Source organism: Aurantimonas manganoxydans SI85-9A1 (assembly GCF_000153465.1).
In the GTDB taxonomy this organism is placed as follows: domain Bacteria; phylum Pseudomonadota; class Alphaproteobacteria; order Rhizobiales; family Rhizobiaceae; genus Aurantimonas; species Aurantimonas manganoxydans.
The window spans coordinates 1,677,129-1,702,988 of record NZ_CH672387.1 but is presented as its reverse complement, the minus strand read 5'-3'; the positions used below and the strand labels follow the sequence as shown (position 1 = coordinate 1,702,988).

The following is a 25,860-nucleotide window of genomic DNA, read 5'->3' as shown; positions in this document are numbered from 1 at the left end:
GGGCCGTCATTCGCCCGACCGTAGCTTGGCCCCGCACGAGCACCCTTGACCTCGCGCAAATCGGCAAAGGCCGGGTCGGCAGATCGCGGAGTCCGGACGAGATTCCGCGGCCCGCCGGCGTTTTGTCGTCCGGCGGCATTGGCCGGCCCCCGTCCCCGCGGCTATAGGCAGAGGGAACGCGAATGACCGGAGTTGTCCCGTGGCCGAACACCGTTTCCAGCCGACACGCTTCCACAACACGCTGGGCCCGCACGAGCCGGCGCTGAGCATCGCGCCGGGCGACACCGTGGTCACCGACACGCTCGACGCCTGGGGCGCCGACGCCACCGGCGCCATCGTCGGCACGCGGCCGAACCCGATGACCGGTCCCTTTCTGGTCGAAGGCGCCGAGCCGGGCGATACGCTGCGCGTCACCATCGAGCGCATGGCGCCGAACCGCGACCGCGGCTGGACCTTCTCCGTCCTGGCGCCGAACGTCGTCGATCCGCAACGCGCCGCGCAAATGCCGGAGCGCGAGCGGGTGGAATGGATCATCGACAGGGATGCCGGCACCGTGCGGCTGGAGAATCCGCCGACGCGGCTACGCGACTGGGTGTTGCCGCTGGCGCCGATGATCGGCTGCTGCGGCGTCGCGCCGGCGCTCGGCCAGGCCATCTCCACCGCCACCAGCGGTCCTCATGGCGGGAACATGGACTATCGCGGCATCACGGCCGGCGTGACCCTGTCCTTCCCGGTCTTCAGGCCCGGTGCCCTGTTCTTTCTCGGCGATTGTCATGCCTGCCAGGGTGACGGCGAGATCGTCGGCACCGGCATCGAGACCTCCTTCGAGGTCGCCTTTACGGTGGAGATCGACAAGGGCCGCACCATCGGCTGGCCACGTGGCGAGAATGCAGAGAGCATCTTCACCCTCGGCAATGCCCGCCCCCTCGACCAGGCGCTGCAGCACGCCACCACGGAGATGCTGGACTGGCTGTCCCGCGACTACGCAATGGACGCGGTGACGGCGAGCCACTTCCTCGGCCAGACGGTCCGCTACGACGTCGCCAACGTCTTCAACCCGGCCTATTCCGTCGCTTGCCGGGTTGCGAAAGAGGACCTCGAACGGGCCGGCGCGACCGCGTGACCGCCACGTCGTTTCCGAAGGTTTCGGAGGATCGGCGACAAGATCGTTGCGCGACGGGCTTTCCGTGCGCGGGTCTGCTGCTAGCTTCGTTCCCGTCAACGAAACGCCACTGGAAGACTGTATGAACGCGCATGCGCTCGACGAGCAGACGGACGACTGGTTCTGGCGCCGGGAACGGGCCGACAGACTGTCGGTCATCATCGACGCCGCCGACTTCTTCAAGGCGGCCAAGGATGCCATGCTGCAGGCCCGGCATTCGATCCTCCTGATCGGCTGGGATTTCGACGCGCGTATCGACCTGGAACCGGAAGGCAAGACGCTGGACGGTCCCAACCCTGTCGGCCCCTTCCTCACATGGCTCGGCAAGCGCCGGCCCGAGCTCGATATCCGGATCCTCAAATGGGATACCGGCATGATGTACTCGATCGGCCGCGGCGAGACGCCCCTCACCCTGCTGCGCTGGAAACTGTCGGGCCCGGTGCAGATGCGGCTCGACGGCGTGCATCCGCCGCTCTCGACGCATCACATGAAACTGCTCGTCATCGACGAGGCACTGGCCTTCTGCGGCGGCATCGACATGACCACCGGGCGCTGGGACACCCGCGACCACGCCGAGGCGAGCCCGGGCCGGCTGTCGCCCCGCAAGGCGCCGCTCGGCCCCTGGCACGACGCGACGACCTGCGTCACGGGCCCGGCGGCCAAGGCGCTCTCGGATCTCGCCCGCAGCCGCTGGGCCCATGCGACCGGCAAGATGCTCGGCCCCTTCGCCGGCGACTTCGATATCTGGCCCAGCGACGTAACGGTGGATTTCGAGAATATCGACGTCTCGATCTGCCGTACGGTGCCCGAGCATCTCGAACGTCCGCAGGTGACCGAGATCGAACGCGCGACCTTGGCGACCATCGCGACGGCCAGGCAGCGCCTCTATATCGAAAGCCAGTATTTTGCCTCCCGCCGGATTGCGGAAGCGATCGCCGAACGGCTGGCCGAACCGGACGGGCCGGAAATCCTCGTGGTCAATCCCGACACCGCCGATGGCTGGCTGGAAGCCGAGTTCATGGATTCCTCGCGCATCCGCATGATGCAGATCGTGCGCCAGGCCGACCACAACGACCGCTTCAGGCTGGTCTATCCGGTGAACGCCGCCGGCACGCCGATCTACGTCCACGCCAAGATCATGATCGCCGACGACCGCCTGTTGAAGATCGGCTCGGCCAACCTCAACAACCGGTCCATGGGCTATGACAGTGAGTGCGATCTCGTCATCGAATCCGAGGACGATCCCGCGGTCGCGAAACGGATCGCCCACATCCGGGACGATCTTCTGGCCGAGCATCTCGACCTCTCCGAGAACGCGGTGCGCGACGCGCTTGCCGACGGCGGATCGATGATCGCCCTCGTCGACAGGGTCAGCGCCACGAACGGTCGCCGCCTGGTGCCGTTGCCGATGCGCGAACTGAGCCCGGACGAGGAAATGCTGGCCGAATCCAACCTCGCCGACCCGCTGCGCCCCGGCCGGCTCAAACGGACCTTCCGCAAGCTGCTCGGCTGATGATCGCCATCGGGAGGCGGACCTGCGGCCTTCGCTTGGCACGGCCTGCAACGACGATACGAGCGGGACTGGCAGATAAGCCCACGCGGTGCGCCCTCGAAAAGAGATATCGGGACGTTTGAGCCCTTCACGATCTGATTGAGCCGAGGGGTCGGCGAACGGTGCTCCCGCGTTCGTCAGACCGCAACGGTCAATCGGCGGTCTGCGAACCCTGCGGTGACACCACCACGCTGTCGGTCTGTTCGGACGTGGTCCGGGTGGAATCCGGTTCCAGCGTATCGCCATCGGGCTGCGTCGAATAACCGATCGCTCCGACGATAAAATAACCGACCACGATGAGGAAGAGACCGGCAACCAGGATCAGGAGGACGGGACGCCCCCTGCTTCCCTGCCGGGCCTCGGTCGAACTGACTTTCTTGACCATGCGTGCTCCGCTTCGTGTTCCCACTCAAGGGATGAAACAGTGCGTGGCGCGATAGGTTGCGGATCGACCGGCGAGCAGATTGCCGCATGCCGTCGCAGACGGACCGGCCACGCCTCGACGCCCGGCCATGACGGACGGGTTGGCTGCACGCGCGACTGTGCAGGCGACGACCACGCGCAACGGGACAAGCTCGGGCGCCGCGCCGCATACGGCAGCGGACAGGCCCTGTCCGTCTCGGAAATCATGCTGCGATGTCAGGTGGGAAAAAGCTGGTCGGAGCGAGAGGATTCGAACCTCCGACCCCCTGAACCCCATTCAGGTGCGCTACCAGGCTGCGCTACGCTCCGACTGCGTCACTCCTAGAGGCCGGACGCTTTCGGTGCAACAGGAAAATCGGCGCCAAAGCGCCATCGTCTGACGTCGATCGGCTGCGCATGCGAGCGGCCCGGAACGCAGCGGCGGCAACGCGGTGGTGGTTATGGAAGGGGCGGCCCGTACCGGCCGGTCAGCGGACCTGATCGAGCAGGCGCTTGCACTCGAGAAGTTCGAGAATCACGTCGTCGAGGGCGGCGATGCTTTCGGCCGGAAGCCCGGCGCCGGCCTCTACGGCTGGCTCGCGATAACGCTTCAGGAACCCGCCGCGCGGCCTGGCCGGCTCGTCCGGTTCCCGCATCTCCGGTTCGGGCGCAGCCATGGGCGCCGGCGCGGCTTCGGCCGCCGGCGGCTCGGGCAGCGGTTCGGTGGCGATCAGATCGAGATCGTGCAGCGGCGGCTGGGGCGCCTCGGCCGCGGGCGCGGCGGCAGCGGGCAGACCGGTCCGGCCCGCCTGGATCTGGGCCAACGCGGCCATGTCGCCGGTCCCGATGGCAACGACGAAGCGCGGACCGTTCTCCCTGAGGATCCGCTGCACGCCTTTGATGGTGAAGCCCTTAACGTAAAGCAGGTAGCGGATGCCGCGCAGCAGCTCGACATCGTCGGGCCGATAATAGCGCCGCCCCCCGCCACGCTTCATCGGCTTGATCTGCTGGAAGCGGGTTTCCCAGAACCGCAGCACATGCTGCGGCAGGTCGAGTTCGTCGGCGACCTCGCTGATGGTCCGGAAGGCGTCGGCGCTCTTGTCGGTCATGGTCGCAATCGTCGAGCCGTTTCGGCTATTCGGCCGCCGCGTTCAGCATGGCCATGGATTCGGTCTCTTTGTCGGCGCTGCCGCCGTCCGCCCGCTGCACATGCGCCTCGACGATCCGGTCCTTGAGGACGTTGGACGGCTTGAACACGGCAACGCGGCGCGGAAGGATCGGCACTTCTTCGCCGGTCTTCGGATTGCGGCCGATCCGCTCGTTCTTCTCGCGCACCAGGAACGACCCGAAGGACGAGATCTTCACCGATTCTCCGCTGGCGATCGTCGAGCACATCTCGTCGAGGACCATTTCCACCAGCTGCGCCGACTCGGTTCGCGACAGCCCGATCTTGCGAAAGACGGCCTCCGAAAGATCCGCTCTGGTGAGAGTTCTCTCTCCCATCAATGTCCCCTAACTTTGCCGGAAGACCGCAGGGCGAAACATGCGGGCAGCGCCTTGTTCGTTGCGAACATTAACGAAAACAGCATGTGAATCAAGGATCGATGTCTACCAGCGGATCAGAACTGCCCCCCACGTAAACCCGCCGCCCATCGCCTCCAGAAGGACGAGGTCGCCGCGCTTGATCCGGCCGTCCCGGACGGCCGCGTCGAGCGCCAGCGGAATCGAGGCGGCGGAGGTGTTGCCGTGCTGATTGACGGTGATCACCACCTTTTCCGGCGCGATTCCGAGCTTGCGCGCCGAGGCGTCGATGATCCGGCGATTGGCCTGGTGCGGCACGAACCAGTCGACGTCGTCCGGACCGATGCCGGCCGCCGCGAAGGAATCCTCGATGACGTCGGTGATCATGCCGACCGCATGCTTGAAGACCTCGCGACCCTCCATGCGCAGCTTGCCGACGGTGCCGGTCGTGGACGGGCCGCCGTCGACATAGAGCTTGCCCTGGTGGGAGCCGTCCGAGCGCAGCTTGCTGGTGATGATGCCCTGGGCCGCACCGGCATCGGCCTCGTCCGCCGGCACCGCTTCCAGCACCACCGCGCCGGCGCCGTCGCCGAACAGGACGCAGGTCGAGCGGTCTTCCCAGTCGAGGATGCGCGAAAAGGTTTCCGCGCCGATGACCAGCGCCCGCTTGGCGGCGCCGCCCTTCAGATAGAGATCGGCGGTGGTCAGCGCATAGACGAAGCCGCTGCACACGGCGTGGACGTCGAAGGCAAAGCCATGGGTGATGCCCAGCTTGTGCTGCACCTGCACGGCGGAGGCGGGAAAGGTGTTGTTCGGCGTGGCGGTCGCCAGGATGATCACGTCGATATCGGCGGGCGTCAGGCCGGCCGCGTCCAGCGCCTTGCGGGCCGCGCCCTCGGCGAGCGACACCGTCGTCTCCCCCTCGCCGGCAATATGACGCGCCTCGATGCCGGTGCGCTGGCGGATCCACTCGTCGGAGGTCTCGACGATGCCGGCGAAGTCCTGGTTGCGCATCGTGCGTGCGGGCAGAACGGAGCCCGTGCCGCGGATCACGGATCGGATGGACATCGTCATTGACTGCTGCTCTCGGGGGTCGCCGGTACGTCGTCGGACACACGCAGGTGGAAGTTTTCCAGATCGGCCTCGATCTTCTCGCGCAGGCCGTGCCGGGCCATCGCATGGGCCAGATCGATCGCCGCCGCGATGCCTTCGGCGTCGGTCCCGCCATGGCTCTTGATGACGATGCCGTTGAGGCCGAGGAAGACGCCGCCATTGACCTTGCGCGGATCCATCTTGTCGCGCAGCCGCTGGAAGGCGCTGCGGGCGAGTAGATAGCCGGCGCGGGCCATCCAGGTCCGGTTCATCGCCGCCTTCAGATAGGCGCCGATCTGCCGGGCGGTGCCCTCGGCGGTCTTCAGGGCGATGTTGCCGGTGAAGCCTTCGGTCACCACCACGTCCACCGTTCCCTGTCCCAGATCGTCGCCTTCGACGAAGCCGCGATAGTCGATGCCTGGGATCGGCGTCTCCTTGAGCAGCCGGCCCGCCTCGCGGATCTCGTCCTGACCCTTCACCTCCTCGACGCCGATGTTGAGGAGGCCGACCGTCGGCCGCTCGACGCCGAAGAGCGCGCGCGCCATTGCGCCGCCCATCATCGAAAAATCGATCAGCTGCTGGGCGTCGGCACCGATCGTGGCGCCCACGTCGAGGACGATGCTCTCGCCGCGCAGGGTCGGCCAGATCGCCGCGATGGCCGGGCGCTCGATATTGGCCATGGTGCGCAGGCAGAATTTCGCCATCGCCATCAGCGCGCCGGTGTTGCCGGCCGAGACCGCGACATCCGCCTCATGGGTCTTCACCGCCTCGATGGCGCGCCACATGGACGATTTGTACCGCCCCTGCCGCAACGCCTGGGACGGCTTGTCGTCCATGCGGATGGAGATCTCGCAATGGTGGAAGGTCGATGCCGCCTTCAGTTCGGGATGCTGGTCGAGCACCGGCAGCACCGCCTCGCTCTGACCGAACAGCACGAACCGCGTGCCCGGATGCCGCTGGAGCGCAATGGCAGCTCCCGGCAAGACGACGGAAGGGCCGTGGTCGCCGCCCATGGCGTCGACCGAAATCGTGATACCAGTGTTTGAAATCAATGGTCTCTCGCCTTTGCGCACGGCGTGTTGGCCGCGCGGCGCGAAGATATCGGTTTACGCGTGAACAGCAACCGCCGAATTGAAACAGTCATTCGCCCTTGGCGTCCTTGGTTTCGCGCGGCACCAGGGTGGTGAGCACGTCGAAGGCCGAGCGGACGCCGGCCTTGGGGTCGGGATCGGTATCGACGGCCTCGAAGGCGACGTCGGATTCGCGCGGATAGGGATCGAGCCCCAGCGATACCGCTTCCATGAGAAACGGCCCGACGTCGATCTGCGGTCCGCGGAAGGTCTCCGGCGGGTCCTCGCTTTCCAGATCGACGTGGATTTCGTTCTCGCCGGTCTGCGGCACCGGCGCCAGCCGCGAGCCCTCCGGCACGAAGGTGGTTTCGAACGCCTCGTTCAGCGCCTGGCTCACCGGCTCCAGCGTGACGACGCTCTCCTGGACCAGGGTGGCGCGCAGGCTGCCCTTCACCTTCACCCCCTCGCCGCGCCAGCGCGAGGCAGTCAGGTCGGCCCGCAGCTCGCGAACCTCGAGAATATCGAGATGCCGGGCCAGCGCGGCACGCTCGGCCTCGTTCGCCTCGTAGCGGATCTCGAGGCCGTCGCGCGGCAGCTTCTCGGCGGCGATGTGAAGTCGGATCGGGTCGGGCCCGGTCTGCGGATTGCTCATGGTCTGGTCCCTGGTTGGAGCGTGCCGGCCAGGATCGTCTCAGCCGCGATCGCTCCAAATCGCTCGTTTTCCGCCATCATGTAGGTCGCAAGGCGCGCGCTTGCATCCTCCGGCGCGTCCGCCGGCACCGCCCGGCCTTTCAGGCTGGCCGACAGCGCCGCTGCGTCATCGGCGTCGAGCGCGGCGTCATAGACCGACACCCGCTCGTAGAACACGCCCGCCAGCTTGCGCATGCGCTTGGGCACGGACGGATCGCCGACGCCGAGTTCGCGGATCGAATCCTCGATGTCGGTGATGAAGCGATCGACCACCTCCTGCGCCAGCGGCCGCAGGGTCGCCTCGTCCCGGCAGCGCCGCAGGAACAGGAAGACGTGCACCGACAGTGCCTCGAAGCGTCCCATCACCGTGTCGGGAATGGCGCAGGCGAGATAGAGGTCGTCCTGGCGCGACCGGATCACCAGCGCGGCGTAGAGATCGTCGACGACCTCGCGGTTGCGCGCCTTGAGACGACGGTTGGCTCTGAAGCGTTGAAACATTGCTGGGCCGATCGATGGCTACACTGCCATGGGCGGTGCCACAGCGCCGGATCGATTGCAACGCTCCCGCAGGTGCTTTACCAAAACGCATCCGCCGCGCTCGCGCGCCAGCCGGAGGCGTCCGCTCGCGGACATTCCGCCGGCCGGCAGTCCCGCGTCGCGGCAACGGACCTGCCAGCCGCGTATCGGCGATGGCCTCAAGGAGTAAGACAGCGTGAAGCCTTCCGTCCGACTCAAGCGCCCTCTCCTCGCCTCGGCCGCCGTCATGGCCGCACTGACCCTGTCGAACTGCACGACTAGCGAAGTGCTGACCCAGGGCTACGTGATCGACGAAAAGACCGTCGAACTCGTGCCGGTCGGCTCGAGCCGCGAACAGGTGCTGCTCGCACTGGGCTCGCCCTCGACCACGGCGACCTTCGATAACGAGGTGTTCTACTACATCTCGCAGAAGCGGGTCCGGCCGGTCGCCTTCATGAAGCCGCAGCTCGTCGACCAGCGCGTCCTGTCGGTCTATTTCGACGGCGAGGGCCGGGTCGAGCGCATTGCCAATTACGGCCTGCAGGACGGCCAGCCCTTCGACTTCATCTCGCGCACCACGCCGACCGGCGGTCAGGACCGCACCTTCCTCGGCCAGATCCTGTCCGATACCGGCAGCGGCTCGCCGGGGCCGAACCTCTAGGGTTTCGCCGACACCGCTACCGCGTCAACGAAAAGGCCCCGCAGGTTTTCGCCTGCGGGGCCTTTCTTTGTTTCGGCCAGGCCGCGATCAGTTGTGCGCCAGCACCGCGAGCAGCAGCAGCGCGACGATGTTGGTGATCTTGATCGCCGGATTGACCGCCGGTCCGGCCGTATCCTTGTAGGGATCGCCCACCGTGTCGCCGGTCACCGAGGCCTTGTGGGCGTCGGAGCCCTTCTCGTGACGCACGCCTGCGCTGTCCACGAAGCCGTCCTCGAAGGACTTCTTCGCATTGTCCCAGGCCCCGCCACCGGACGTCATCGAGATGGCGACGAAGATGCCGGTGACGATGACGCCGAGCAGCATCGCGCCGACCGCCGAGAACGCCTGACTCTTGTCGGCGATCAGATAGACGCCGAAATACACCACGATCGGCGCCAGCACCGGCAGCAGCGACGGCACGATCATCTCGCGGATCGCCGATTTGGTCAGCAGGTCGACGGCCCGTGCATAGTCCGGCCGTTCGGTGCCGGCCATGATGCCCGGCTTCTCGCGAAACTGCCGGCGCACCTCGTCCACCACCGAGCTCGCGGCGCGGCCGACGGCGGTCATGGCGATACCGCCGAACAGGAACGGGATGAGGCCGCCGAGCAGCAGACCGACCACGACGAAGGGGTTGGTCAGGGCAAAATCCGGTTCGACGCCCCGGAAATATTCGAAGCCGTTGCCGGCATTCGCCTGCTCGACGAAATAGGCCAGATCGTAATTATAGGCCGCGAACAGCACCAGTGCGCCGAGACCGGCCGAGCCGATTGCATAGCCCTTGGTGACCGCCTTGGTGGTGTTGCCGACCGCATCGAGCGCGTCGGTGGACTTGCGGACATCCGCCGGCAGTCCGGCCATTTCGGCAATGCCGCCGGCATTGTCGGTGACCGGACCGAAGGCGTCGAGGGCCACGATCATGCCGGCGATGCCGAGCATGGCCGTCACCGCGATGCCGGTGCCGTAGAGCCCGGCAAGCTGGAAGGTCGAGATGATGCCGGCGACGATGACGATCGTCGGCAGCGCCGTCGATTCCAGCGAGATGGCCAGGCCCTGAATGACGTTGGTGCCATGGCCCGACACCGACGCCTCGCTGATCGAGCGGACCGGCCGGAAGCCGACGCCCGTGTAGTACTCGGTGATCCAGACGATCAGTCCGGTGACCACGAGGCCGATGATGCCGCAGACGAACAGGTTCAGACCGTTGATGGTCATGCCCGACGCCGCTTGGCCAATGTCGCCGAAGCCGATGGTCGCCCAGGTGGCGACCGCGATGCCGACGATCGACAGAAGCGTCGTCGCCCACAGGCCCTTGTAGAGCGCACCCATGATCGAGCCGTTCGAGCCGAGCCGCACGAAGAACGTGCCGACGATCGAGGTCAGGATGCAGGCACCGCCGATCGCCAGCGGGTAGATCATGACGCTTTCGATGATGTCGGTCCCGGCGAAGAAGATCGCGCCGAGCACCATGGTCGCGACGACGGTCACGGCGTAGGTCTCGAAGAGGTCGGCCGCCATGCCGGCGCAGTCACCGACATTGTCGCCGACATTGTCGGCGATGGTCGCCGGGTTGCGCGGGTCGTCCTCCGGAATGCCGGCTTCCACCTTGCCGACGAGATCGCCGCCGACATCGGCACCCTTGGTGAAGATGCCGCCGCCCAGGCGGGCGAAGATCGAGATCAGCGAGGCGCCGAAGCCGAGCGAGACCAGCGAGTCGATCACCGTGCGATCGGAGACGTCGAGACCGATCCAGACCGTCAGGACGTAGAAATACAGGGTGACGCCGAGGAGCGCGAGACCGGCAACCAGAAGGCCGGTGATGGCGCCGGACTTGAAGGCGATGCCGAGGCCGAGGCTGAGTGAACGCGAGCAGGCCTGCGCCGTGCGCACGTTGGCCCGTACCGAGACGTTCATCCCGATGAAGCCGGCCAGACCGGACAGGACGGCTCCGATGACGAAGCCGACCGCCGCGTAGATCGACAGGAGCAGTGCGGTAACGATGGTCACGACCACGCCGACAATGGCGATCGTCGTGTACTGGCGGGCGAGATAGGCCTGGGCACCCTCGCGGATGGCCCCGGCGATTTCCTGCATCCGGGCATTGCCCTGGTCGGCCGCAAGCACCGATCGTGTCGCCCAGCCCGCATAGGCAAGAGCCAGCAGCCCGCACAGGGCCACCACTATGAGAATTGTCGGCATGCTGTCCCCTCGATCCGTGCCGGTTTGGTCCGGCAATCTTCGATTGTTCTGCCGAAGACGGGGAAGGCTCCCCGCCTTGCCAAGCGGGTCGAGGTTATATGGAGTCGGCAAGCCGTCAAGCGCCGTGATCTTCGGCACGACGCGGTCGCGGTCAGGCTGGAATTCGAGCTGGTGCCCGTCCGGGCCGGAGGGGCGCCCGGCACGAGTATCTCAGTCGGCAGCCGGTTGCAGCGGCGCGAAGCGCGCCTGCAGGACGAGAACGACGAGACAGACCAGCACCACCGGGAAGACGACCATGTTCATCGTCTCCCATCCGGCGGCCACGAAGGTGCGCCCCGACAGGAAGGAGGCCAGCGAGACCGACGAGAACAGGACGAAGTCATGCAGGCCTTGCGTCTTGTTCTTCTCCGACGGCCGATAGGTCTCCGCCACGATGGCGGTTGCGCCGATGAAGCCGAAGTTCCAGCCGAGGCCGAGCAGGACCAGTCCGGTCCAGAACTGCCAGACCGCGAGACCCGACAGGGAGACGGCGGCGCTGGCCGCCAGCAGCAGCAGGCCGGTCGCGACGATGCGCTCCTTGCCGAAGCGCTGGATCAGCCGGCCGGTGAAGAAGCTCGGGCCGAACATCGCCAGGACGTGCCACTGGATGCCGAGCGTGCTGATGTCCTTGGACAGGCCGCAGCCGACCATGGCCAGCGGTGCGCCGGTCATCACGAAGCTCATCATGGCGAAGCTGCCGACACCGCAGCACAGGCCGGCCAGGAACCGCGGCTGCGCCACGACCGTCGCCAGCGGCCGCGCCGGCAGGAGATCGGCCGGATGCCCCTCGTCGGGACTGTCGGGAATGCGCAGGAAGGACAGGATGGCCGCGCCGGCAAGCCCCAGGAAGACCAGTCCGATGAACGCGCCGGCAAATTCCACCGGCAGGAACAGGTCGGCCGTATAGCGCACCGTCTGCGGGCCGATCACCGCGGCGAAGATGCCGCCCGCCAGGACGATCGAGATGGCCCGCGACTGGAACGAGCGGCGCGCGCCGTCGGTGGCCGCAAAGCGATATTGCTGGACGAAGGAGCCGCCGACGCCGATCAGCATCAGCGCGAAGGCGAACAGCCAGAAGCTCTCCTGGAAGAGCGCTGTCGCCGCAACGAGGCCGCCGGCCGAGGTGACCAGCGCCCCCGACATGAAGCCGTAGCGGCGGCCGACCGCGCGCATCAGCGCGGCTGCCGGAAGTGCGCCGAGGGCGACGCCGAGATTGTAGCCGGTCACCGGCAGGGTCGCGAGCGACTTGTCCGCCAGAAGCAGCCAGGAGCCGGCCAGGCCGCCGATCGAGATGGCGACGGGCCCGCAGGCGCCGCACAAGGCCTGCGCAGCGGCCAGGATGATGGCGTTGCGACGGACGGTCTTTTCGCCGAGCACCGGCCCGGCGGCTGGCGTTCCGGCGACCGGGGCGCTCACGCCGAGGGCTCACCGCCGGCTGCGCCGCGACGGGCGGTCCGGGTCTCGCCGGGCTTCTCGGCCCGCACGCTGCGCGCCACGCGGTCGAGCACGGCGTTGACCAGGCCGGGTTCGTCGCCGGTGTAGAAGGCCTTGGCGACGTCGATATATTCCGAGACGATCACCGCGACCGGCACATCCTTGCGGTTCGACAATTCGTAGGTGCCCGCCCGCAGGATCGCTCGCAGCGTCGTGTCGATGCGCGACAGCGGCCAGTCGGTCGGCAGCGAGGCGTGGATCTTGGGGTCGATCTCGGTCTGGCTGCGGACGACACCCGACACCACGTCGCGGAACCAGCCGGCATCGGCCTCGCGATAGGTCTCGCCGTCGATCTCGCTGCCCAGCCGGAAATTCTCGTATTCGGCGACGGTCTCCAGCAGCGCTGTGCCGCCGACCTCCATCTGGTAGAGGGCCTGCACGGCGGCGAGCCGTGCCGCGCCGCGCTTGTTGGCCTGCTTGACCGGGCGTGCCTGAGGGTCGGAACTGGACATGATTCAGGCTCCCATCCGCTCGCGCAGGGCGATCATCGCCAGTGCCGTACGGGCCGCGGCACCGCCCTTGTCCTTGCGCTTCGGGTCGGCCCGGTCGCGGGCCTGTTCCTCGTTCTCGACGGTCAGGATGCCGTTGCCGAGCGCAATCGACTCATGCACCGTCAGGTCGGTCAGCGCCCGGCCCGATTCATTCGACACCAGCTCGAAATGATAGGTCTCGCCGCGGATCACGCAGCCGAGCGCGACGAAGCCGTCATACTCGGTGCCCGATTCATCCGCCGCCCCGAGAGCGAAACCGATGGCGGCCGGAATCTCGAGCGCGCCGGGAACGGTGACGACGTCGAAATCGACGCCGGCTTCCGTCAGTGCCGCCGTCGCACCGTCCAGAAGGAGGTCTGCGATGGGGTCATAGAAGCGGGCCTCGACGACGAGGAGATTCAGCTTGGCAGCCATTGCGGTATCCTTCGGGGAAGCGATGGCGTGGGTTACCCCTCGCGCGCCCTGCACGCAACAGGACCGAGGCGGCGAAAGCGTGTCGCGACGGGCAAAACCCGCAAAGACATGCAGAAAAGACGATAGGTCGCCGGCTCGCTCGGAGCCTCAGCTCTCCGCCGACCGTGCGCCGAACAGCCGTTCGGCATAGCGCGCGATCTGGTCGACCTCGAGATTCACCCTGTCGCCGGCTTTTCGCGCGCCCCAGGTGGTCACGTCCAGCGAGTGGCGGATCAGGAGAACGTCGAAGCGGTCGCCGTCGACCCCGTTCACCGTCAGCGAGGTCCCGTCGAGGCAGACGGAGCCCTTGCGGGCGATGAAGCGGCTGAGGTCGCCGGGCGCCTGCAGGGTGAAGCGCACGGCCTCGCCCTCCCCGGTGACGGCGACGATCTCCGCCTGCCCGTCCACGTGACCCGAAACGAGATGGCCGCCGATCTCGTCGCCGATCTTCAGCGACCGCTCGAGATTGAGGGCGCTCGCCTCCTCCCAGCTTCCGGCCGTGGTCAGACGCAGCGCCTCCTCCCAGGCTTCCACCTCGAACCAGCGATCGGCGTCGCCCGCCTGGGGCAGCGCCGTCACGGTCAGGCAGACGCCCGAGCAGGCGATGGACGCGCCAAGCGCGATCCCGGCCGGGTCGTAGTGGGTGGCGATGCGAAAGCGGCGGCCGGCGTCGAGGCGCTCGGTGCGGACGACCCGGCCAACGTCGGTGACGATCCCGGTGAACATCAGGCGGCCCTTCTCTCGAACTCGTACCAATGATCGTCGCCGAAGCGATATTCGCGGACCAGGCGGAAGCGGCAGCGCGCCGTGGCGACGTCGATGGGCGCGCGCACGCCCTCCTCGCCGATCTCGACGGGCCCCTGCACCAGGATCAGGCGGTCGACGAGGTCGCTGTCGAGGAAACTGGCGCCGGTCTCGGCGCCGCCCTCCACCAGCACGCTCGCCACGCCCGTCGCGGCCAGATCCTCCAGCAGTTCGGGCAGTGCGATGCGGCCGGTTTCCGGATCGGCCTCGCAGGCGATGAACTGCACGCCCTGCCGGGCCAGCGCCGCCCGGCGCTCGGGATCGGCGCTGGCGAGCGTGGCGATCAGCGTCGGCGTCTCGGCGGCGGTACGCGCGATGGTCAGGTCCGGCGGGGTCCGCAGCCGCGGATCGAGCACGATCCGGTTGGGCGAACGGTCGGCCATGCCCGGCAGACGGCAGTCGAGCCGCGGATCGTCCTCCTGCGCGGTCCCGGCACCGATCAGAATCGTGTCGTGGCGCGCCCGCACCAGATGGGTCTGGGCGTCGGCGACCGCACCGGTGATCTTCACCTGGCCGCCGCCGCGAATGCCGATCCGGCCATCGCGGGACAGCGCCATCTTCAAAAGGATCTCTGGCCGGCCCGCGCCGTGCCGGGTCAGATAGCCCGAGATCGGCGCGGCGGCCTCGGCGGCCATGACGCGCGGCGTGACCGACAATCCGCCGGCGCGCAGGATCGCATGTCCGCGGCCGTCGACCCGCGGGTCGGGATCGGCCGCCGCCGAAACGACGCGTGCGATTCCCGCCGTCACCAGCGCTTCGGCGCAGGGCGGCGTGCGCCCGTGATGGGCGCAGGGCTCCAATGTGACATAGGCGGTGGCGCCGCGCGCAAGCTCGCCGGCTTCGGCGAGCGCGCCCGTCTCGGCATGCGGCCGGCCGCCAATCGCGGTGACACCGCGGCCGACGATGCGCGGGCCGGTTCCGTCGTCGCGCACGATCAGCGTCGCGACGGACGGGTTGGTCGCCGTGCGTCCGACATGGCGCTGTGCGTAGCGAATGGCGGCCGCCATGAAGCGCCGGTCCGCATCGGTGGCCGGCCGTTCGGGAATGGTCGTCGAGGCGCCCTGCCCGGTCACGAGGATGTCTCGTCGGGCGTGGTCTCCTCCTCGTCGATCGCGGCAAGGCCGTCGCCGCGTCCCAGCTCGCCGATCAGCGACTGAAAATCGCGGGCCTCACGGAAATCGCGATAGACCGAGGCGAAGCGGACATAGGCGACGTCATCGAGGCCCTTCAGGGCCTCCATGACCATCTCGCCGAGCGCTTCGGAGCGTACTTCCTGTTCGCCCGACTGCTCGAGCCGGCGCACGATGCCGGAGATCAACCGCTCGACCCGGTCGGGATCGACCGAGCGCTTGCGCAGCGCCACCTCGACCGAACGCGCCAGCTTGTCGCGATCGAACGGCACCTTGCGACCGGACTTCTTCAGCACCTGGAGCTCGCGGAGCTGGATGCGCTCGAAGGTCGTGAAGCGACCATTGCAATCGGGGCAGACGCGCCGGCGCCGGATCGTGCCGCCATCCTCGGCGGGGCGCGAATCCTTCACCTGACTGTCCTGCGAGCCGCAATAGGGACAGCGCATGGCACCTCTTCGATCTTGGAAGCGATCATGCGTGCCGATGTCCGGCGCGCATGATCCCTGGCTGGGCCGTGCCGGCCCGGGCGGCTGTCAGAGGCCTTCGTAAATCGGGAACCGGTCCGTCAGCGCGACGACCTTCTCCTTTACCGCAGCCTCGACGGCGGCGTTGCCTTCTTCGGAATTGGCCGCCTTCAGTCCGTCGAGAACCTCGACGATCATCCGGCCGACTTCCTGGAACTCCGGCACGCCGAAGCCGCGGCTGGTGGCCGCGGGGGTGCCGAGCCGGATGCCCGAGGTCACCATCGGCTTTTCCGGGTCGTTGGGCACGCCATTCTTGTTGCAGGTGATGTTGGCCCGGCCGAGCGCCAGTTCCGAGGCCTTGCCGGTCAGGCCCTTCGGCCGCAGGTCGACGAGCATCAGATGGGTGTCGGTGCCGCCCGACACGATGTCGACGCCGCCCTCGCGCAGCGTCTCCGCCAGCGCCCGCGCATTCTCACAGACCGCCCCGATATAGGAGCGGAAGCCCGGCGTCAGCGCCTCGCCGAAGGCCACGGCCTTGCCGGCGATGACATGCATCAGCGGTCCGCCCTGCAGACCCGGGAACACCGCCGAGTTGATCTTCTTGGCGATCGCCTCATCATTGGTCAGGACGATGCCGCCGCGCGGACCGCGCAGGGTCTTGTGGGTCGTCGAGGTGGCGACATGGGCGTGCGGGAACGGGCTCGGGTGGAGACCAGCGGCCACGATGCCGGCGAAATGCGCCATGTCGACCCACAGATACGCACCGACCTTGTCGGCGATCGCCCGGAAGCGGGCGAAATCGATCTGGCGCGAGTAGGCCGAACCACCCGCCACGATGATCGCCGGCTTGTTCTCGACGGCCAGTGCCTCGACCTGGTCGTAGTCGATGAGGCCGGTCTCCAGATCGAGACCGTACTGCACGGCGTTGAACCAGCGGCCCGACAGATTCGGCTTGGCGCCGTGGGTCAGGTGGCCGCCGGCGTCCAGGCTCATGCCGAGCAGCGTGTCGCCCGGCTTCGACAGGGCCAGGAGGACCGCCTGGTTGGCCTGGCTGCCGGAATTGGGCTGCACATTGGCGAATTCGCAGCCGAACAGCTGCTTCACCCGGTCGATGGCCAGCGTCTCGACGACGTCGACGAACTCGCAACCGCCGTAGTAGCGCCGGCCCGGATAGCCCTCGGCATATTTGTTGGTCAGCACCGAGCCCTGCGCCTCGAGCACGGCGCGCGACACGATGTTTTCGGACGCGATCAGTTCGATCTCGTGACGCTGGCGCGACAGTTCGTTGCCGACGGCGCCGAAGATGTCGGGGTCGCGGTCGGCCAGCGAGGCGGTGAAGAAATCGCCGAACTCGCGCGACGCATCGTTACGAATGGCCTGGCTCATGATGGTCTCCTTCGGGCGGCGCGGCGACCCGGCGGGGTCCTGCCACGAGATGGCTGCGCCAATACCATAGCAGCTTGCGCAGCACCAACGGCGAAAGGCCGCGCATGAAAAAGGCCGGGCGCATCGCTGCACCCGGCCCGCATGTCGTCGCCGTGGCGTGGCTCAGTAGCCGTCGTCGCCGCGGGCGTAGGGGTTCTGCTGGTTCGGCGCATAGGCCGTCGCCGTCAGTTCGCTCATCGCCAGCTGTTCGACACCGTCGCGGTGATAGATGTCGTCGCGGAACTGCACGACCGTCGGATCGGTCGCCCAGGCGGTGACGTAGGTGAAATGCACCGGCACCGGGTTCAGGAGGTCGATGTCCTGGCGCTCGCGGGCGGCGATCACCTGCTCGATGCGCTGGCGATCCCAGCCCGGCACGTCGCGGGCCAGCCAGACGATCAGGTCGCGCACGTTCTGCACGCGCACGCAGCCCGACGATTCGAAGCGCATCAGTTCCGAGAACAGGCTCTGCTGCGGGGTGTCGTGCATGTAGACCGCATGCGGGTTCGGGAAGTTGATCTTCACCGACGCCATCGCGTTGATCTTGCCCGGATCCTGACGGAACAGATACTTCACCGCCTCTTCCGTGTTCCAGTCGATCGTCTGCGGCGGGATTTCCTGACCATTGCCGTCGAAGATGCGGATGGCGTTCCGCTCTAGATAGGTCGGGTCCTTCTGCATCAGCGGGATGATGTCCTTGCGGACGATCGACACCGGAGCATGCCAGTAGGGGTTCAGGTTGAGGTTGGTGATGCGCGAGTCGAGGATCGGCGTCTGCCGGTCGACCTTGCCGACAACCGCCGTATGACGCTGCACGACGCGGCCATTCTCGACGGCCTCGATCGATGCGGCCGGAATGTTGACCACCACGTAGCGCTGGCCGAGATCGGTGGCGAGCTTCTCGCGCAGACGCTGCAGATTGGTCTGGAGCTGGCCGAGGCGCAGGTCGGCGCCGACATTCATCGCCTTGTAGGTGTGGCCCGAGACGACGCCGTCGGCCGGGAGGCCGTGACGGGCCTGGAAGCGCTTCACAGCCGCGTCGACATAGGTATCGAAGGCCGGGGATCCGCCGGCATTGTTGCCGAGGTCGCCGGCGATCGCCAGACGCTGCCGCAGCACCGGCACGGTGCGCGACTGCACGCCGATCTTCAGCGTCTCGCCTTCCGGCACCATCGGCCAGCCACCGCCCTGCACGATGGCGGAATAGCTGTTGATCGCCTCCTGCAGCGAATAGATCGTGTTTTCGGAGAACACCGGGGAGTTCGAGGCGACCTGACGGACGTTGGAGCCGCGCGTGTCGAACTGATCGTCCCAATTGCCGCGCGTCGGCGCCTGCAGCAGTTCGCCGAGGGCGTTCTGCGCAAAGGCGGCACCGGGCAGCATCGCTGCACTGGCGGCCGCCGTGCCGAGCACGAAGCGACGGCGGCTGAGCCGCTTGCCGTTGCACGCGTCGTTGGAAATCGTCATCGAAACTCCTCGTGGATATGCACGTCCCTGCAGAACCTAGCCCGTCATGGTAAACGGAAGCTGACGGGTCTTGCCGGATCCGCCCGCTGACCAAGCGTTACAAGCTCGTAACGCACTCCAATATGGCCAAAGCATGAAGCCGGAAGCCCGCTTTACGCGGCCTTGCCGGGTCTCGCCACGACCGTGCCCGAACGGCCACCGGGCTCCCGCAATTCACGCAAGCGTGAAGACAAACGCTTGGCGCAACAGTGCTTTTCCTTTCGCCCCGAGCAACAGGGCTGGAAAGCGCACAGCGTGCGCCCTATAACTCATACACGGATGATACGCTGCGATTCGATATTCGCCGCCCCGCCTCTGCCAGGCGCCGCGCGCGCTCGCCGCGACACAGTCTCCACAGGCAACTTGCCGCCGCCAGATCGGGGCAAGTTCAATGCAGTTGATATGATGATGATCTGCTTTGCGCGCGCCGGGATGGCCTGCGCGCCGAGCGGAACGAGAGAGGAACCGGCCCATGATGGAAGTGCTGCGCGAAAGACTCGCCGAACGTTCGATGCTGCGCGGCAGCGACCCCTCGGGCACCCAGACCGGGACGATCCCCTATGCGATGGTCGGCGACCAGCCGGTCTTCCTCCTGATCACCTCGCGCCGCACCGGCCGCTGGATCTTTCCGAAGGGCTCCCTGATGGAGGGCCTGGCCCCCTGGGAGAGCGCCGCGCAGGAAGCGCTCGAGGAGGCAGGTGTCCAGGGCCACGTCGAACAGGCCCCGCTCGGCACCTACCGCACGCTCAAGCGCGGACTTCGCCAGACCAAGGTCCTCGACGTGACGCTCTATCCCCTGCGGGTCGAGCAGCAGCACGACGCGTGGCAGGAAATGCGCCAGCGCTACCGGCATTGGGCGACCTTCGCCGAGACCCGCCGCCTCTTGACGGAAAAGCCGGTCGTCGAATTGACCGAGAAGCTCTATCGCCGGCTGACCGCTAGCTGACGACCATGGCCGCCATGGCGAGGTAGAGCAGCGCCGAGAGCAGGGCCGCCGCGGGCACCGTGATCACCCAGGCGGCGGCGATGCCGAACAGGTGCTGACGCCGCACCAGACGCCGCCGTTCGCGCTTCTGGAAATTGGCGATCGCCTCCTCCGGCGTCGCGTTCAGCCGCGACGTCTTCAGGAACAATGTCCGCGGCTGCACGCCGGGATTGACCAGCCCGCGGTTCGACTTGAACTCGCGCAGGAAGCCGACGCCGAAGATCGCGCCCACCGCGATATGGGTCGAGGACACCGGCAGGCCGAGGCTTGAGGCCAGCAGCACCGTGATCGCGGCTGACAGGGCGACGCAATAGGCGCGGATCTCGTTCATTTTGGTGATCTTCTCGCCAACGGTGCGGATCACTCGCGGCCCGAACAATGCGAGGCCGACGGCGATGCCGATCGCGCCGATCGACAGCACCCAGAGGGGCAGGACCACCTGCCCGTCGGCGGTCGATCCCGACGTGGCGGTCGCGACGATCGCGGCCAGCGGTCCGACCGCATTGGCGACGTCGTTGGCGCCATGCGCAAAGGAAAGCAGCGCGGTCGCGAAGATCAGCGGCGGCACGAACAGGCTGCTGATCGTCTTGATGCGGCTGTCCATGCCCGTCGAACGCCGTCGGATCCAGGGCCGAGAGACGAGCCAGCCGAGAAGCGCGAAGGCGAGCCCGCCCGCCAGCACATGCGTCAGTTCCGGCTTCCACAGCCGCTTCAGGCCCTTGGTCATCAGATACATCGCGAAGATGCCGGACATCAGCGCCACCAGCACCGGCACCCAGCGCCGGGCCGCCGCGAGACGGTCCTCCCGGTTGAGGATCAGGGTCTCGACCAGCGCCAGGAGCAGGGCCGCGATCCCGCCGCCCAGCGCCGGCGAGATGATCCAGCTGGCGACGATCGTGCCCAGCATCGGCCATGCGACGATCCCCGCGCCGGCCGCCGCCACGCCGGAGCCGACGACACCGCCGACAATGGCGTGGGTGGTGGAGATCGGCGCGCCGAAGACGGTCGCCAGGTGAATCCACAGACCGGCGGCCAGGAACGCCGCCATCATGATGAGGATGAAGTCGATCGCCTCCATCGCCTCGTGCGGCTGCAGGAGATCGCGGGAGATCGTGCTGACCACGTCGCCGCCGGCGATGATGGCACCGGCGCCCTCGCAGACCGCAGCGATCGCCAGCGCGCCGGCCAGCGTCAGCGCCTTCGAGCCGACGGCCGGGCCCATGTTGTTGGCAACATCGTTGGCGCCGACATTCAACGCCATGTAGCCGGCGATGACCGCGGCGATGACGACGAGATAGGTCAGCGGACCATCGGCCACGAAGACGCTGGCCAGCGCCATCGCCCCTAGGAGGAAGAGCACCGCCATGCCGGGCGCCGCGACCGAGCGGGCCGAACCGTAGGTGGCCGTTTCCAGCGAAACGACCTTTTTCAGATCCTTGTCGAGGGCGCTTTTCGGCATCTCTTGAAGACAACTCCGTCACATGATGTCGGGCGCCCTTAGCACATGTGGTTCCTGATGCACGCCGCGCGGCACGATGGCGGCGCTGCTGTCGCACAAGCGCCACGGCGCCCGGGCCCGCGTCCGCCGCCCGATACGACGACAGCCGGCAGGGTCACCTGCCGGCTGTCGTTTGCACACCGAAGGACGGCGGCGCTAGTCTGACTTGTGCTCTGGCTTGCCCTTGCGCTCGGTGGACGCCATGTCGTCGAGCTCTTTCTCGCTCATCGTTTCGTACATGCCTTTCGACGCGCCCTGCAGATCGGAGACCTTGGTGTCGCCGCGCTTGGCGGACAGGGCTGCGCCGGCGGCCTTCTGCTGTGACTTGGACTGAGCGGGCATGGGTACCTCCTCGGGTTGCCTCGACCGCGAAACGTCATGGCGTCGATGCCGTTCCCGATCACCCCCATCCGGGCGGCAACTGGTGTGCGGAGGCACGGGCACACGACATTGATGCCTTCTCACCTCGCCGCAGCCGGAACGAAACGGCGCGCCGTGCGTCGTCGAAGCGCCCACCAATCGCCAAGCGTCGTAAACAGCCACCGCCGAGCCATGATGATCTCAACGCGCTTCTTCGACCGTGACGTCGTGTCCGTGGCCCGGGATCTGATCGGCGCGACGCTGGTCGTCGACGGCACCGTCGGCGGCACGATCGTCGAGACCGAGGCCTACGATCAGCAGGACCCCGCCTCCCACAGCTTCAAGGGCGCGACGGCGCGCAACGCGGCGATGTTCGGCGAACCCGGCCGGGCCTATGTCTATCGCTCCTACGGCATCCACTGGTGCCTCAACTTTGTCTGCGAGGCGCCGGGCAACGCCAGCGCCGTCCTGATCCGGGCGATCGAACCGACGCTCGGCCTCGACGCCATGGCGGCGCGGCGCGGCCTCGCCGACATCCGCAAGCTCTGCGCCGGTCCTGGACGACTTACCCAGGCCCTCGGCATCACCGGCGCGCAGAATGGCTGCCGGCTCGACGCGCCACCGTTCCGGCTGGAGCCGGCAGGCGCATCGCCGCAGATCGTCGCCGGGCCGCGGATCGGGATCACCAAGGGCGCCGACACGCCGTGGCGGTTCGGCCTTGCGGGCTCCAGCTATCTCAGCGGCCGCTTTCCCGTCGACACCCGACCGGGCAACCCATGAGCCCATTGCGGCCCCGTCACGGGCCACCACCGGCACGTGACGGATCGCCGCCGGTCCGGCACTAGCCGACGAGTTGCGTTGCGCCGCCCGATGACCGACCCTCGCGCGGCGATTCCCGGAGACGATGATGCAGCAAGAAGGACGCCGGTCCGCCGGGCCGGCCAAGACCGATCCCCTGTTCGACAGGAACGGCCCGACGCAGGCGACCAATGTCGGCGCGACGGCCGATCCGCGCGAGATGCTGCGGACGGTCTTCGGCCACGCGGCCTTTCGCGGCCAGCAGGAAGCGGTAGTCGACCAGGTCGTTGCCGGTGGCGATGCCGTCGTCCTGTTCCCGACCGGCGCGGGCAAGTCGGTCTGCTACCAAATCCCGTCGCTCTGCCGCCCGGGCGTCGGCATCGTCGTCTCGCCGCTGATCGCGCTGATGCACGACCAGGTCGAGGGCCTGCGCCAGGCCGGCGTCAACGCCGCCTCCCTGAACTCGTCCATGAGCGACGAGGAGCGCGACACGGTGCGCGCCGACCTTCTCGCCGGCAGGCTCGACCTTCTCTACGTCACGCCGGAGCGGATCGTCAGCGAGGGGTTCCGGCGCACGCTGTCGCGTGTCCGCATCGCCCTCTTCGCCATTGACGAAGCCCATTGCGTCAGCGCCTGGGGGCACGATTTCCGGCCCGAATACCGGCTGCTCGAAACCCTTGCCGACGATTTCCCGTCGGTGCCGCGGATCGCCCTGACCGCGACCGCGGACCCGACGACGCGGGCCGACATCATCGAGCGTCTGCGGCTGACGGACGCACCGGTCTACATGACCAGCTTCGACCGGCCGAACATCCGCTACGCCATCGTCGAACGCGACAATCCGAAGAAGCAGCTGCTGTCGTTCCTGGAACGCCACGAAGGTGCCAGCGGCATCGTCTACTGCCTGTCGCGCCGCAAGGTGGAAGAGACGGCGGCCTGGCTGAACACCCAGGGCATCCGCGCCCTGCCTTATCATGCCGGGCTCGATGCCAGCGTGCGCGCGGCGAACCAGGCGGCCTTTCTCAACGAGGAGAATCTCTGCCTCGTCGCGACGGTGGCCTTCGGCATGGGCATCGACAAGCCCGACGTGCGCTTCGTCGCCCATCTCGACCTGCCCTCGTCGGTCGAGGCCTATTACCAGGAGACCGGCCGCGCCGGCCGCGACGGCCAGCCAAGCGACGCCTGGATGGCCTACGGCATGCAGGACGTGGTGCAGCGCCGGCGGATGATCGATCAGGGCGGTTCGGAGGAGACCATCAAGCGGGTTGAGCGCGCCAAGCTCGACGCCCTTCTGGCCATCTGCGAGACGGCCGACTGCCGCCGTGCCGCCATCCTCGCGCATTTCGGCGAGCACCACGAGGGGCGTTGCGGCAATTGCGACACCTGCCTGTCGCCGGTCGAGACCTGGGACGGCACCGAGGCGGCGGTCAAGCTGCTCGCCGCCGTCTACCGCACCGGCGAACGGTTCGGCTCGGGCCATGTGATCGACGTTCTCACCGGCAAGGCGACCGACAAGGTCGTGCGCGCCGGCCAGGACGGAATCCCGGTCTTCGGCGCCGGCAAGGACACCGAACAGCGCGTTTGGCAGTCGGTGGCCCGGCAGCTCACCGCATCGGGCCTTCTGACCATTGACCACGCCGCTTTCGGGGCCCTGAAGCTGGGCGAGGATGCCCGCGCCGTGTTCCGCGGCGAGCGCAAGGTGATCCTGCGCAAGGACCGGGTGCGCAAGGCCACCCAGTTCCGCCGCAGCGATCATGCGACAGAGGGGATGGACGAGACCGCCGCGACATTGTTCGAGGCGCTGCGACAGGAGCGCCTGCGGCTCGCCAAGGAGCAGCAGGTCCCGCCCTACATGGTGTTTTCCGACGCGACCCTCAGGGCCATGGCCGAGCGGCGACCGCATGATGCCGACGCCCTGCACGCGGTTCCCGGCGTCGGCCTCGCCAAGCTGGAACGCTACGGCGACACCTTCCTCGCCGTCATCGCCGACGCGGCGGAGCGCGCCTGACGACGATATTTCGCCGTCGCATGTGCGACAATTTGCTGGTAAATCATTCGCGGAAAACAGCTATCGCGCGAGCGGAGGATGTAAAACGCATCCCCTGCCGCTTGCGCGTGATGCCGTTTCCTTTACATATTCCGCAATCCGAACATGTCCAAGCTGAGACCACCATGGGTAAATACCGAGACCACCGCGACACGCGCCGCCGCGGATTCGATGATGACGGCGCCTTGCCGGCGGAGCGGGATGCCGAGCCGAGCTACTTCCAGCGCTCGTCGCCCGCTGGCGGGTCCGGCGGATCGCTGCCGTCCGACGCCGAAGTGATGTGGTTCAACGCCACCAAGGGCTTCGGCTTCGTGAAGGCGGCTGACGGCACCGAGGCATTCCTGCACGTGCGGGCCCTCGAAGCGGCCGGCGCCAGCGCCGACGCCGTGACCGAAGGCACCCGCCTCACGGTCCGGATCGACCAGGGCCAGAAGGGCATGCAGGTCACCGAAGTGCTCTCGGTCGCGGCCGGCTCCGGCACTCCCGCACCGGCACGCGCCCGTCCCGCGCCTGCGCGGCAGGGCGGCGGCGCCCCCGGCGGTCCCGAGGAAGAAGCCACCGGCACGGTCAAGTGGTACAATGCCGACAAGGGCTTCGGCTTCATCGGCCTCGACGACGGCGCCGGCAAGGACGTTTTCGTCCATGCCACGGCCCTCAACCGCTCGGGCCTGACCACCCTCGCCGACGGCCAGAAGGTCACCGTCCGATTCGTCCAGGGCAACAAGGGCCCGGAAGCACGGACCCTCAGCGCCGACTGATACGCCGCGGGGCGGGCCTTCCGGGCCTGCCCCCCGCCAGCCGTCCGCAGCGCTATGGCGCGCGGACCGCACCCTGCCAGCGGACCCCTGCCCGCTCCGGCGATGCGCACCTGCCGCACACTCTCTCCGCCATCTGATTGCAGGTCACGCCGGCTTTCGCTCGCTGTGCGATACCGGCCCCTGAAACGCAAAACACCGGTCAGGCTCGTCGCCTGGACCGGTGTCTTTGCATTCGCACTGCTGCGGCCACGTGGGCCGCGCCAGGCCTTACTTGTTGTTGACGGCGTCCTTGAGACCCTTGCCGGCAGCGAACTTCGGCACGTTGCGGGCCGGGATGTCGACCTCGGCACCGGTCGAGGGGTTGCGGCCCTTGGAGGCGGCACGATGCGACACCGAGAAGGTGCCGAAGCCAACGAGGCGGATGTCGTCGCCCTTTGCCATGGTGGCCTGGAGCGTCTCGAACACCGCGTCCACTGCGGAGCTTGCGTCCTGCTTGGACAGCTCAGCTTTCTCGGATACGGCGGCGATCAGTTCATTCTTGTTCATGGATACCCTCCTTTTATCGTTCGCGCATCTTAGCGATCCGTGAGTACGGCCGCGACTTTCGCGGATGATACAACGTTCTGCAACGCCAAAGCCCCTGTTTTCCGGGCTTTGGGGCAAAAAAATGCCGCCGACGAGCGGCGGCATTACTAACAAAGTGT

Annotated in this window: 26 protein-coding genes and 1 tRNA gene; 7 read left to right on the top strand and 20 right to left on the bottom strand. The window is 67.5% G+C overall.

From position 1 onward, the window contains the following. The first annotated feature begins 199 nt into the window (after positions 1-199). Both SI859A1_RS08085 and SI859A1_RS08080 read left to right on the top strand, forming a co-directional pair. Entirely contained in the window at positions 200-1,123 is a 924-nt protein-coding gene (locus SI859A1_RS08085) for an acetamidase/formamidase family protein (RefSeq protein ID WP_009209313.1), read from the top strand. 121 nt (positions 1,124-1,244) lie between these two features. Next, positions 1,245-2,675, top strand: a complete 1,431-nt coding sequence (locus SI859A1_RS08080) for a phospholipase D-like domain-containing protein (RefSeq protein WP_009209312.1) — start codon at positions 1,245-1,247, stop codon at positions 2,673-2,675. A 190-nt stretch (positions 2,676-2,865) separates the two neighbouring features. Here the strand turns inward: SI859A1_RS08080 and SI859A1_RS08075 are convergent, their stop codons facing one another. The 8 genes from SI859A1_RS08075 to SI859A1_RS08040 form a co-directional block, all read right to left on the bottom strand. Next, the gene (locus SI859A1_RS08075; RefSeq protein ID WP_040325548.1) at positions 2,866-3,099 is read right to left on the bottom strand and encodes a hypothetical protein; all 234 of its coding nucleotides are present in this window, start codon (positions 3,097-3,099) and stop codon (positions 2,866-2,868) included. A gap of 270 nt (positions 3,100-3,369) precedes the next feature. Beyond that, positions 3,370-3,446, bottom strand: a tRNA-Pro gene (locus SI859A1_RS08070). A 158-nt stretch (positions 3,447-3,604) separates the two neighbouring features. Then, on the bottom strand, positions 3,605-4,225 hold the full coding sequence (locus SI859A1_RS08065; protein WP_009209310.1) for a MerR family transcriptional regulator: 621 nt from the start codon (positions 4,223-4,225) through the stop codon (positions 3,605-3,607). Positions 4,226-4,250: 25 nt separating this feature from the next. Further along, positions 4,251-4,619, bottom strand: a complete 369-nt coding sequence (locus SI859A1_RS08060) for an integration host factor subunit alpha (RefSeq protein ID WP_040325546.1) — start codon at positions 4,617-4,619, stop codon at positions 4,251-4,253. Positions 4,620-4,724: 105 nt separating this feature from the next. After that, on the bottom strand, positions 4,725-5,705 hold the full coding sequence (locus tag SI859A1_RS08055; protein ID WP_040326395.1) for a beta-ketoacyl-ACP synthase III: 981 nt from the start codon (positions 5,703-5,705) through the stop codon (positions 4,725-4,727). 2 nt (positions 5,706-5,707) lie between these two features. Continuing rightward, on the bottom strand, positions 5,708-6,781 hold the full coding sequence (plsX, locus tag SI859A1_RS08050; RefSeq protein ID WP_009209307.1) for a phosphate acyltransferase PlsX: 1,074 nt from the start codon (positions 6,779-6,781) through the stop codon (positions 5,708-5,710). Positions 6,782-6,869: 88 nt separating this feature from the next. Next, entirely contained in the window at positions 6,870-7,451 is a 582-nt protein-coding gene (locus SI859A1_RS08045; protein WP_009209306.1) for a YceD family protein, read from the bottom strand. Then, positions 7,448-7,987, bottom strand: a complete 540-nt coding sequence (locus SI859A1_RS08040; protein WP_009209305.1) for a ubiquinol-cytochrome C chaperone family protein — start codon at positions 7,985-7,987, stop codon at positions 7,448-7,450. Before SI859A1_RS08040 ends, SI859A1_RS08045 begins: the two co-directional genes overlap by 4 nt. 265 nt (positions 7,988-8,252) lie before the next feature. Between SI859A1_RS08040 and SI859A1_RS08035 the strand changes: the two genes are divergently transcribed. Beyond that, complete coding sequence (locus SI859A1_RS08035; protein WP_085931415.1) at positions 8,253-8,666, top strand: outer membrane protein assembly factor BamE; 414 nt, start codon at positions 8,253-8,255, stop codon at positions 8,664-8,666. Positions 8,667-8,753: 87 nt separating this feature from the next. Here the strand turns inward: SI859A1_RS08035 and SI859A1_RS08030 are convergent, their stop codons facing one another. The 9 genes from SI859A1_RS08030 to SI859A1_RS07990 form a co-directional block, all read right to left on the bottom strand. Beyond that, entirely contained in the window at positions 8,754-10,904 is a 2,151-nt protein-coding gene (locus SI859A1_RS08030; protein WP_009209303.1) for a sodium-translocating pyrophosphatase, read from the bottom strand. A gap of 210 nt (positions 10,905-11,114) precedes the next feature. Beyond that, entirely contained in the window at positions 11,115-12,359 is a 1,245-nt protein-coding gene (locus tag SI859A1_RS08025) for an MFS transporter (RefSeq protein WP_244400946.1), read from the bottom strand. Beyond that, positions 12,356-12,889: a transcription antitermination factor NusB gene (nusB, locus tag SI859A1_RS08020; RefSeq protein WP_009209301.1), complete on the bottom strand. Its 534-nt coding sequence runs from the start codon at positions 12,887-12,889 to the stop codon at positions 12,356-12,358. The genes SI859A1_RS08025 and nusB overlap by 4 nt, the downstream gene beginning before the upstream one ends. 3 nt (positions 12,890-12,892) lie before the next feature. Further along, on the bottom strand, positions 12,893-13,342 hold the full coding sequence (locus tag SI859A1_RS08015) for a 6,7-dimethyl-8-ribityllumazine synthase (protein ID WP_009209300.1): 450 nt from the start codon (positions 13,340-13,342) through the stop codon (positions 12,893-12,895). 147 nt (positions 13,343-13,489) lie between these two features. After that, positions 13,490-14,107: a riboflavin synthase gene (locus SI859A1_RS08010; protein WP_009209299.1), complete on the bottom strand. Its 618-nt coding sequence runs from the start codon at positions 14,105-14,107 to the stop codon at positions 13,490-13,492. After that, complete coding sequence (gene ribD / locus SI859A1_RS08005; protein WP_009209298.1) at positions 14,107-15,258, bottom strand: bifunctional diaminohydroxyphosphoribosylaminopyrimidine deaminase/5-amino-6-(5-phosphoribosylamino)uracil reductase RibD; 1,152 nt, start codon at positions 15,256-15,258, stop codon at positions 14,107-14,109. Before ribD ends, SI859A1_RS08010 begins: the two co-directional genes overlap by 1 nt. After that, a complete protein-coding gene (nrdR, locus tag SI859A1_RS08000) occupies positions 15,255-15,761 on the bottom strand; it encodes a transcriptional regulator NrdR (RefSeq protein ID WP_009209297.1) in 507 nt (168 codons plus the stop codon). The genes ribD and nrdR overlap by 4 nt, the downstream gene beginning before the upstream one ends. Positions 15,762-15,848: 87 nt before the next feature. Continuing rightward, the gene (gene glyA / locus SI859A1_RS07995; protein ID WP_009209296.1) at positions 15,849-17,165 is read right to left on the bottom strand and encodes a serine hydroxymethyltransferase; all 1,317 of its coding nucleotides are present in this window, start codon (positions 17,163-17,165) and stop codon (positions 15,849-15,851) included. Between the two features lie 162 nt (positions 17,166-17,327). Beyond that, positions 17,328-18,671 (bottom strand): L,D-transpeptidase family protein, encoded by a 1,344-nt coding sequence (locus tag SI859A1_RS07990; protein WP_009209295.1) that lies wholly within the window; start codon positions 18,669-18,671, stop codon positions 17,328-17,330. 511 nt (positions 18,672-19,182) lie between these two features. Here SI859A1_RS07990 and SI859A1_RS07985 point away from each other — a divergent pair. After that, positions 19,183-19,656 (top strand): NUDIX hydrolase, encoded by a 474-nt coding sequence (locus SI859A1_RS07985; RefSeq protein ID WP_050767482.1) that lies wholly within the window; start codon positions 19,183-19,185, stop codon positions 19,654-19,656. Here SI859A1_RS07985 and SI859A1_RS07980 read toward each other — a convergent pair. Together SI859A1_RS07980 and SI859A1_RS07975 are read right to left on the bottom strand one after the other, a co-directional pair. Next, positions 19,649-21,154 (bottom strand): inorganic phosphate transporter, encoded by a 1,506-nt coding sequence (locus tag SI859A1_RS07980; RefSeq protein ID WP_009209294.1) that lies wholly within the window; start codon positions 21,152-21,154, stop codon positions 19,649-19,651. The two genes, SI859A1_RS07985 and SI859A1_RS07980, sit on opposite strands and share 8 nt — an antisense overlap. A gap of 195 nt (positions 21,155-21,349) precedes the next feature. After that, complete coding sequence (locus SI859A1_RS07975; RefSeq protein WP_040325543.1) at positions 21,350-21,535, bottom strand: DUF3008 family protein; 186 nt, start codon at positions 21,533-21,535, stop codon at positions 21,350-21,352. 210 nt (positions 21,536-21,745) lie between these two features. Between SI859A1_RS07975 and SI859A1_RS07970 the strand changes: the two genes are divergently transcribed. From SI859A1_RS07970 to SI859A1_RS22275, 3 genes are all read left to right on the top strand, one after another. Next, positions 21,746-22,333 carry a DNA-3-methyladenine glycosylase gene (locus tag SI859A1_RS07970; protein WP_040325542.1) on the top strand — a complete coding sequence of 196 codons (588 nt, stop codon included), beginning with the start codon at positions 21,746-21,748 and terminating at the stop codon, positions 22,331-22,333. A 127-nt stretch (positions 22,334-22,460) separates the two neighbouring features. Next, a complete protein-coding gene (gene recQ / locus SI859A1_RS07965; protein ID WP_009209292.1) occupies positions 22,461-24,359 on the top strand; it encodes a DNA helicase RecQ in 1,899 nt (632 codons plus the stop codon). A gap of 164 nt (positions 24,360-24,523) precedes the next feature. Further along, positions 24,524-25,156 (top strand): cold-shock protein, encoded by a 633-nt coding sequence (locus SI859A1_RS22275; protein ID WP_009209291.1) that lies wholly within the window; start codon positions 24,524-24,526, stop codon positions 25,154-25,156. A gap of 267 nt (positions 25,157-25,423) precedes the next feature. Here the strand turns inward: SI859A1_RS22275 and SI859A1_RS07955 are convergent, their stop codons facing one another. Beyond that, positions 25,424-25,846, bottom strand: coding sequence for a non-specific DNA-binding protein Hbs (locus SI859A1_RS07955; RefSeq protein ID WP_476693102.1), 423 nt, complete (start codon positions 25,844-25,846; stop codon positions 25,424-25,426). Positions 25,847-25,860: the final 14 nt, after the last annotated feature.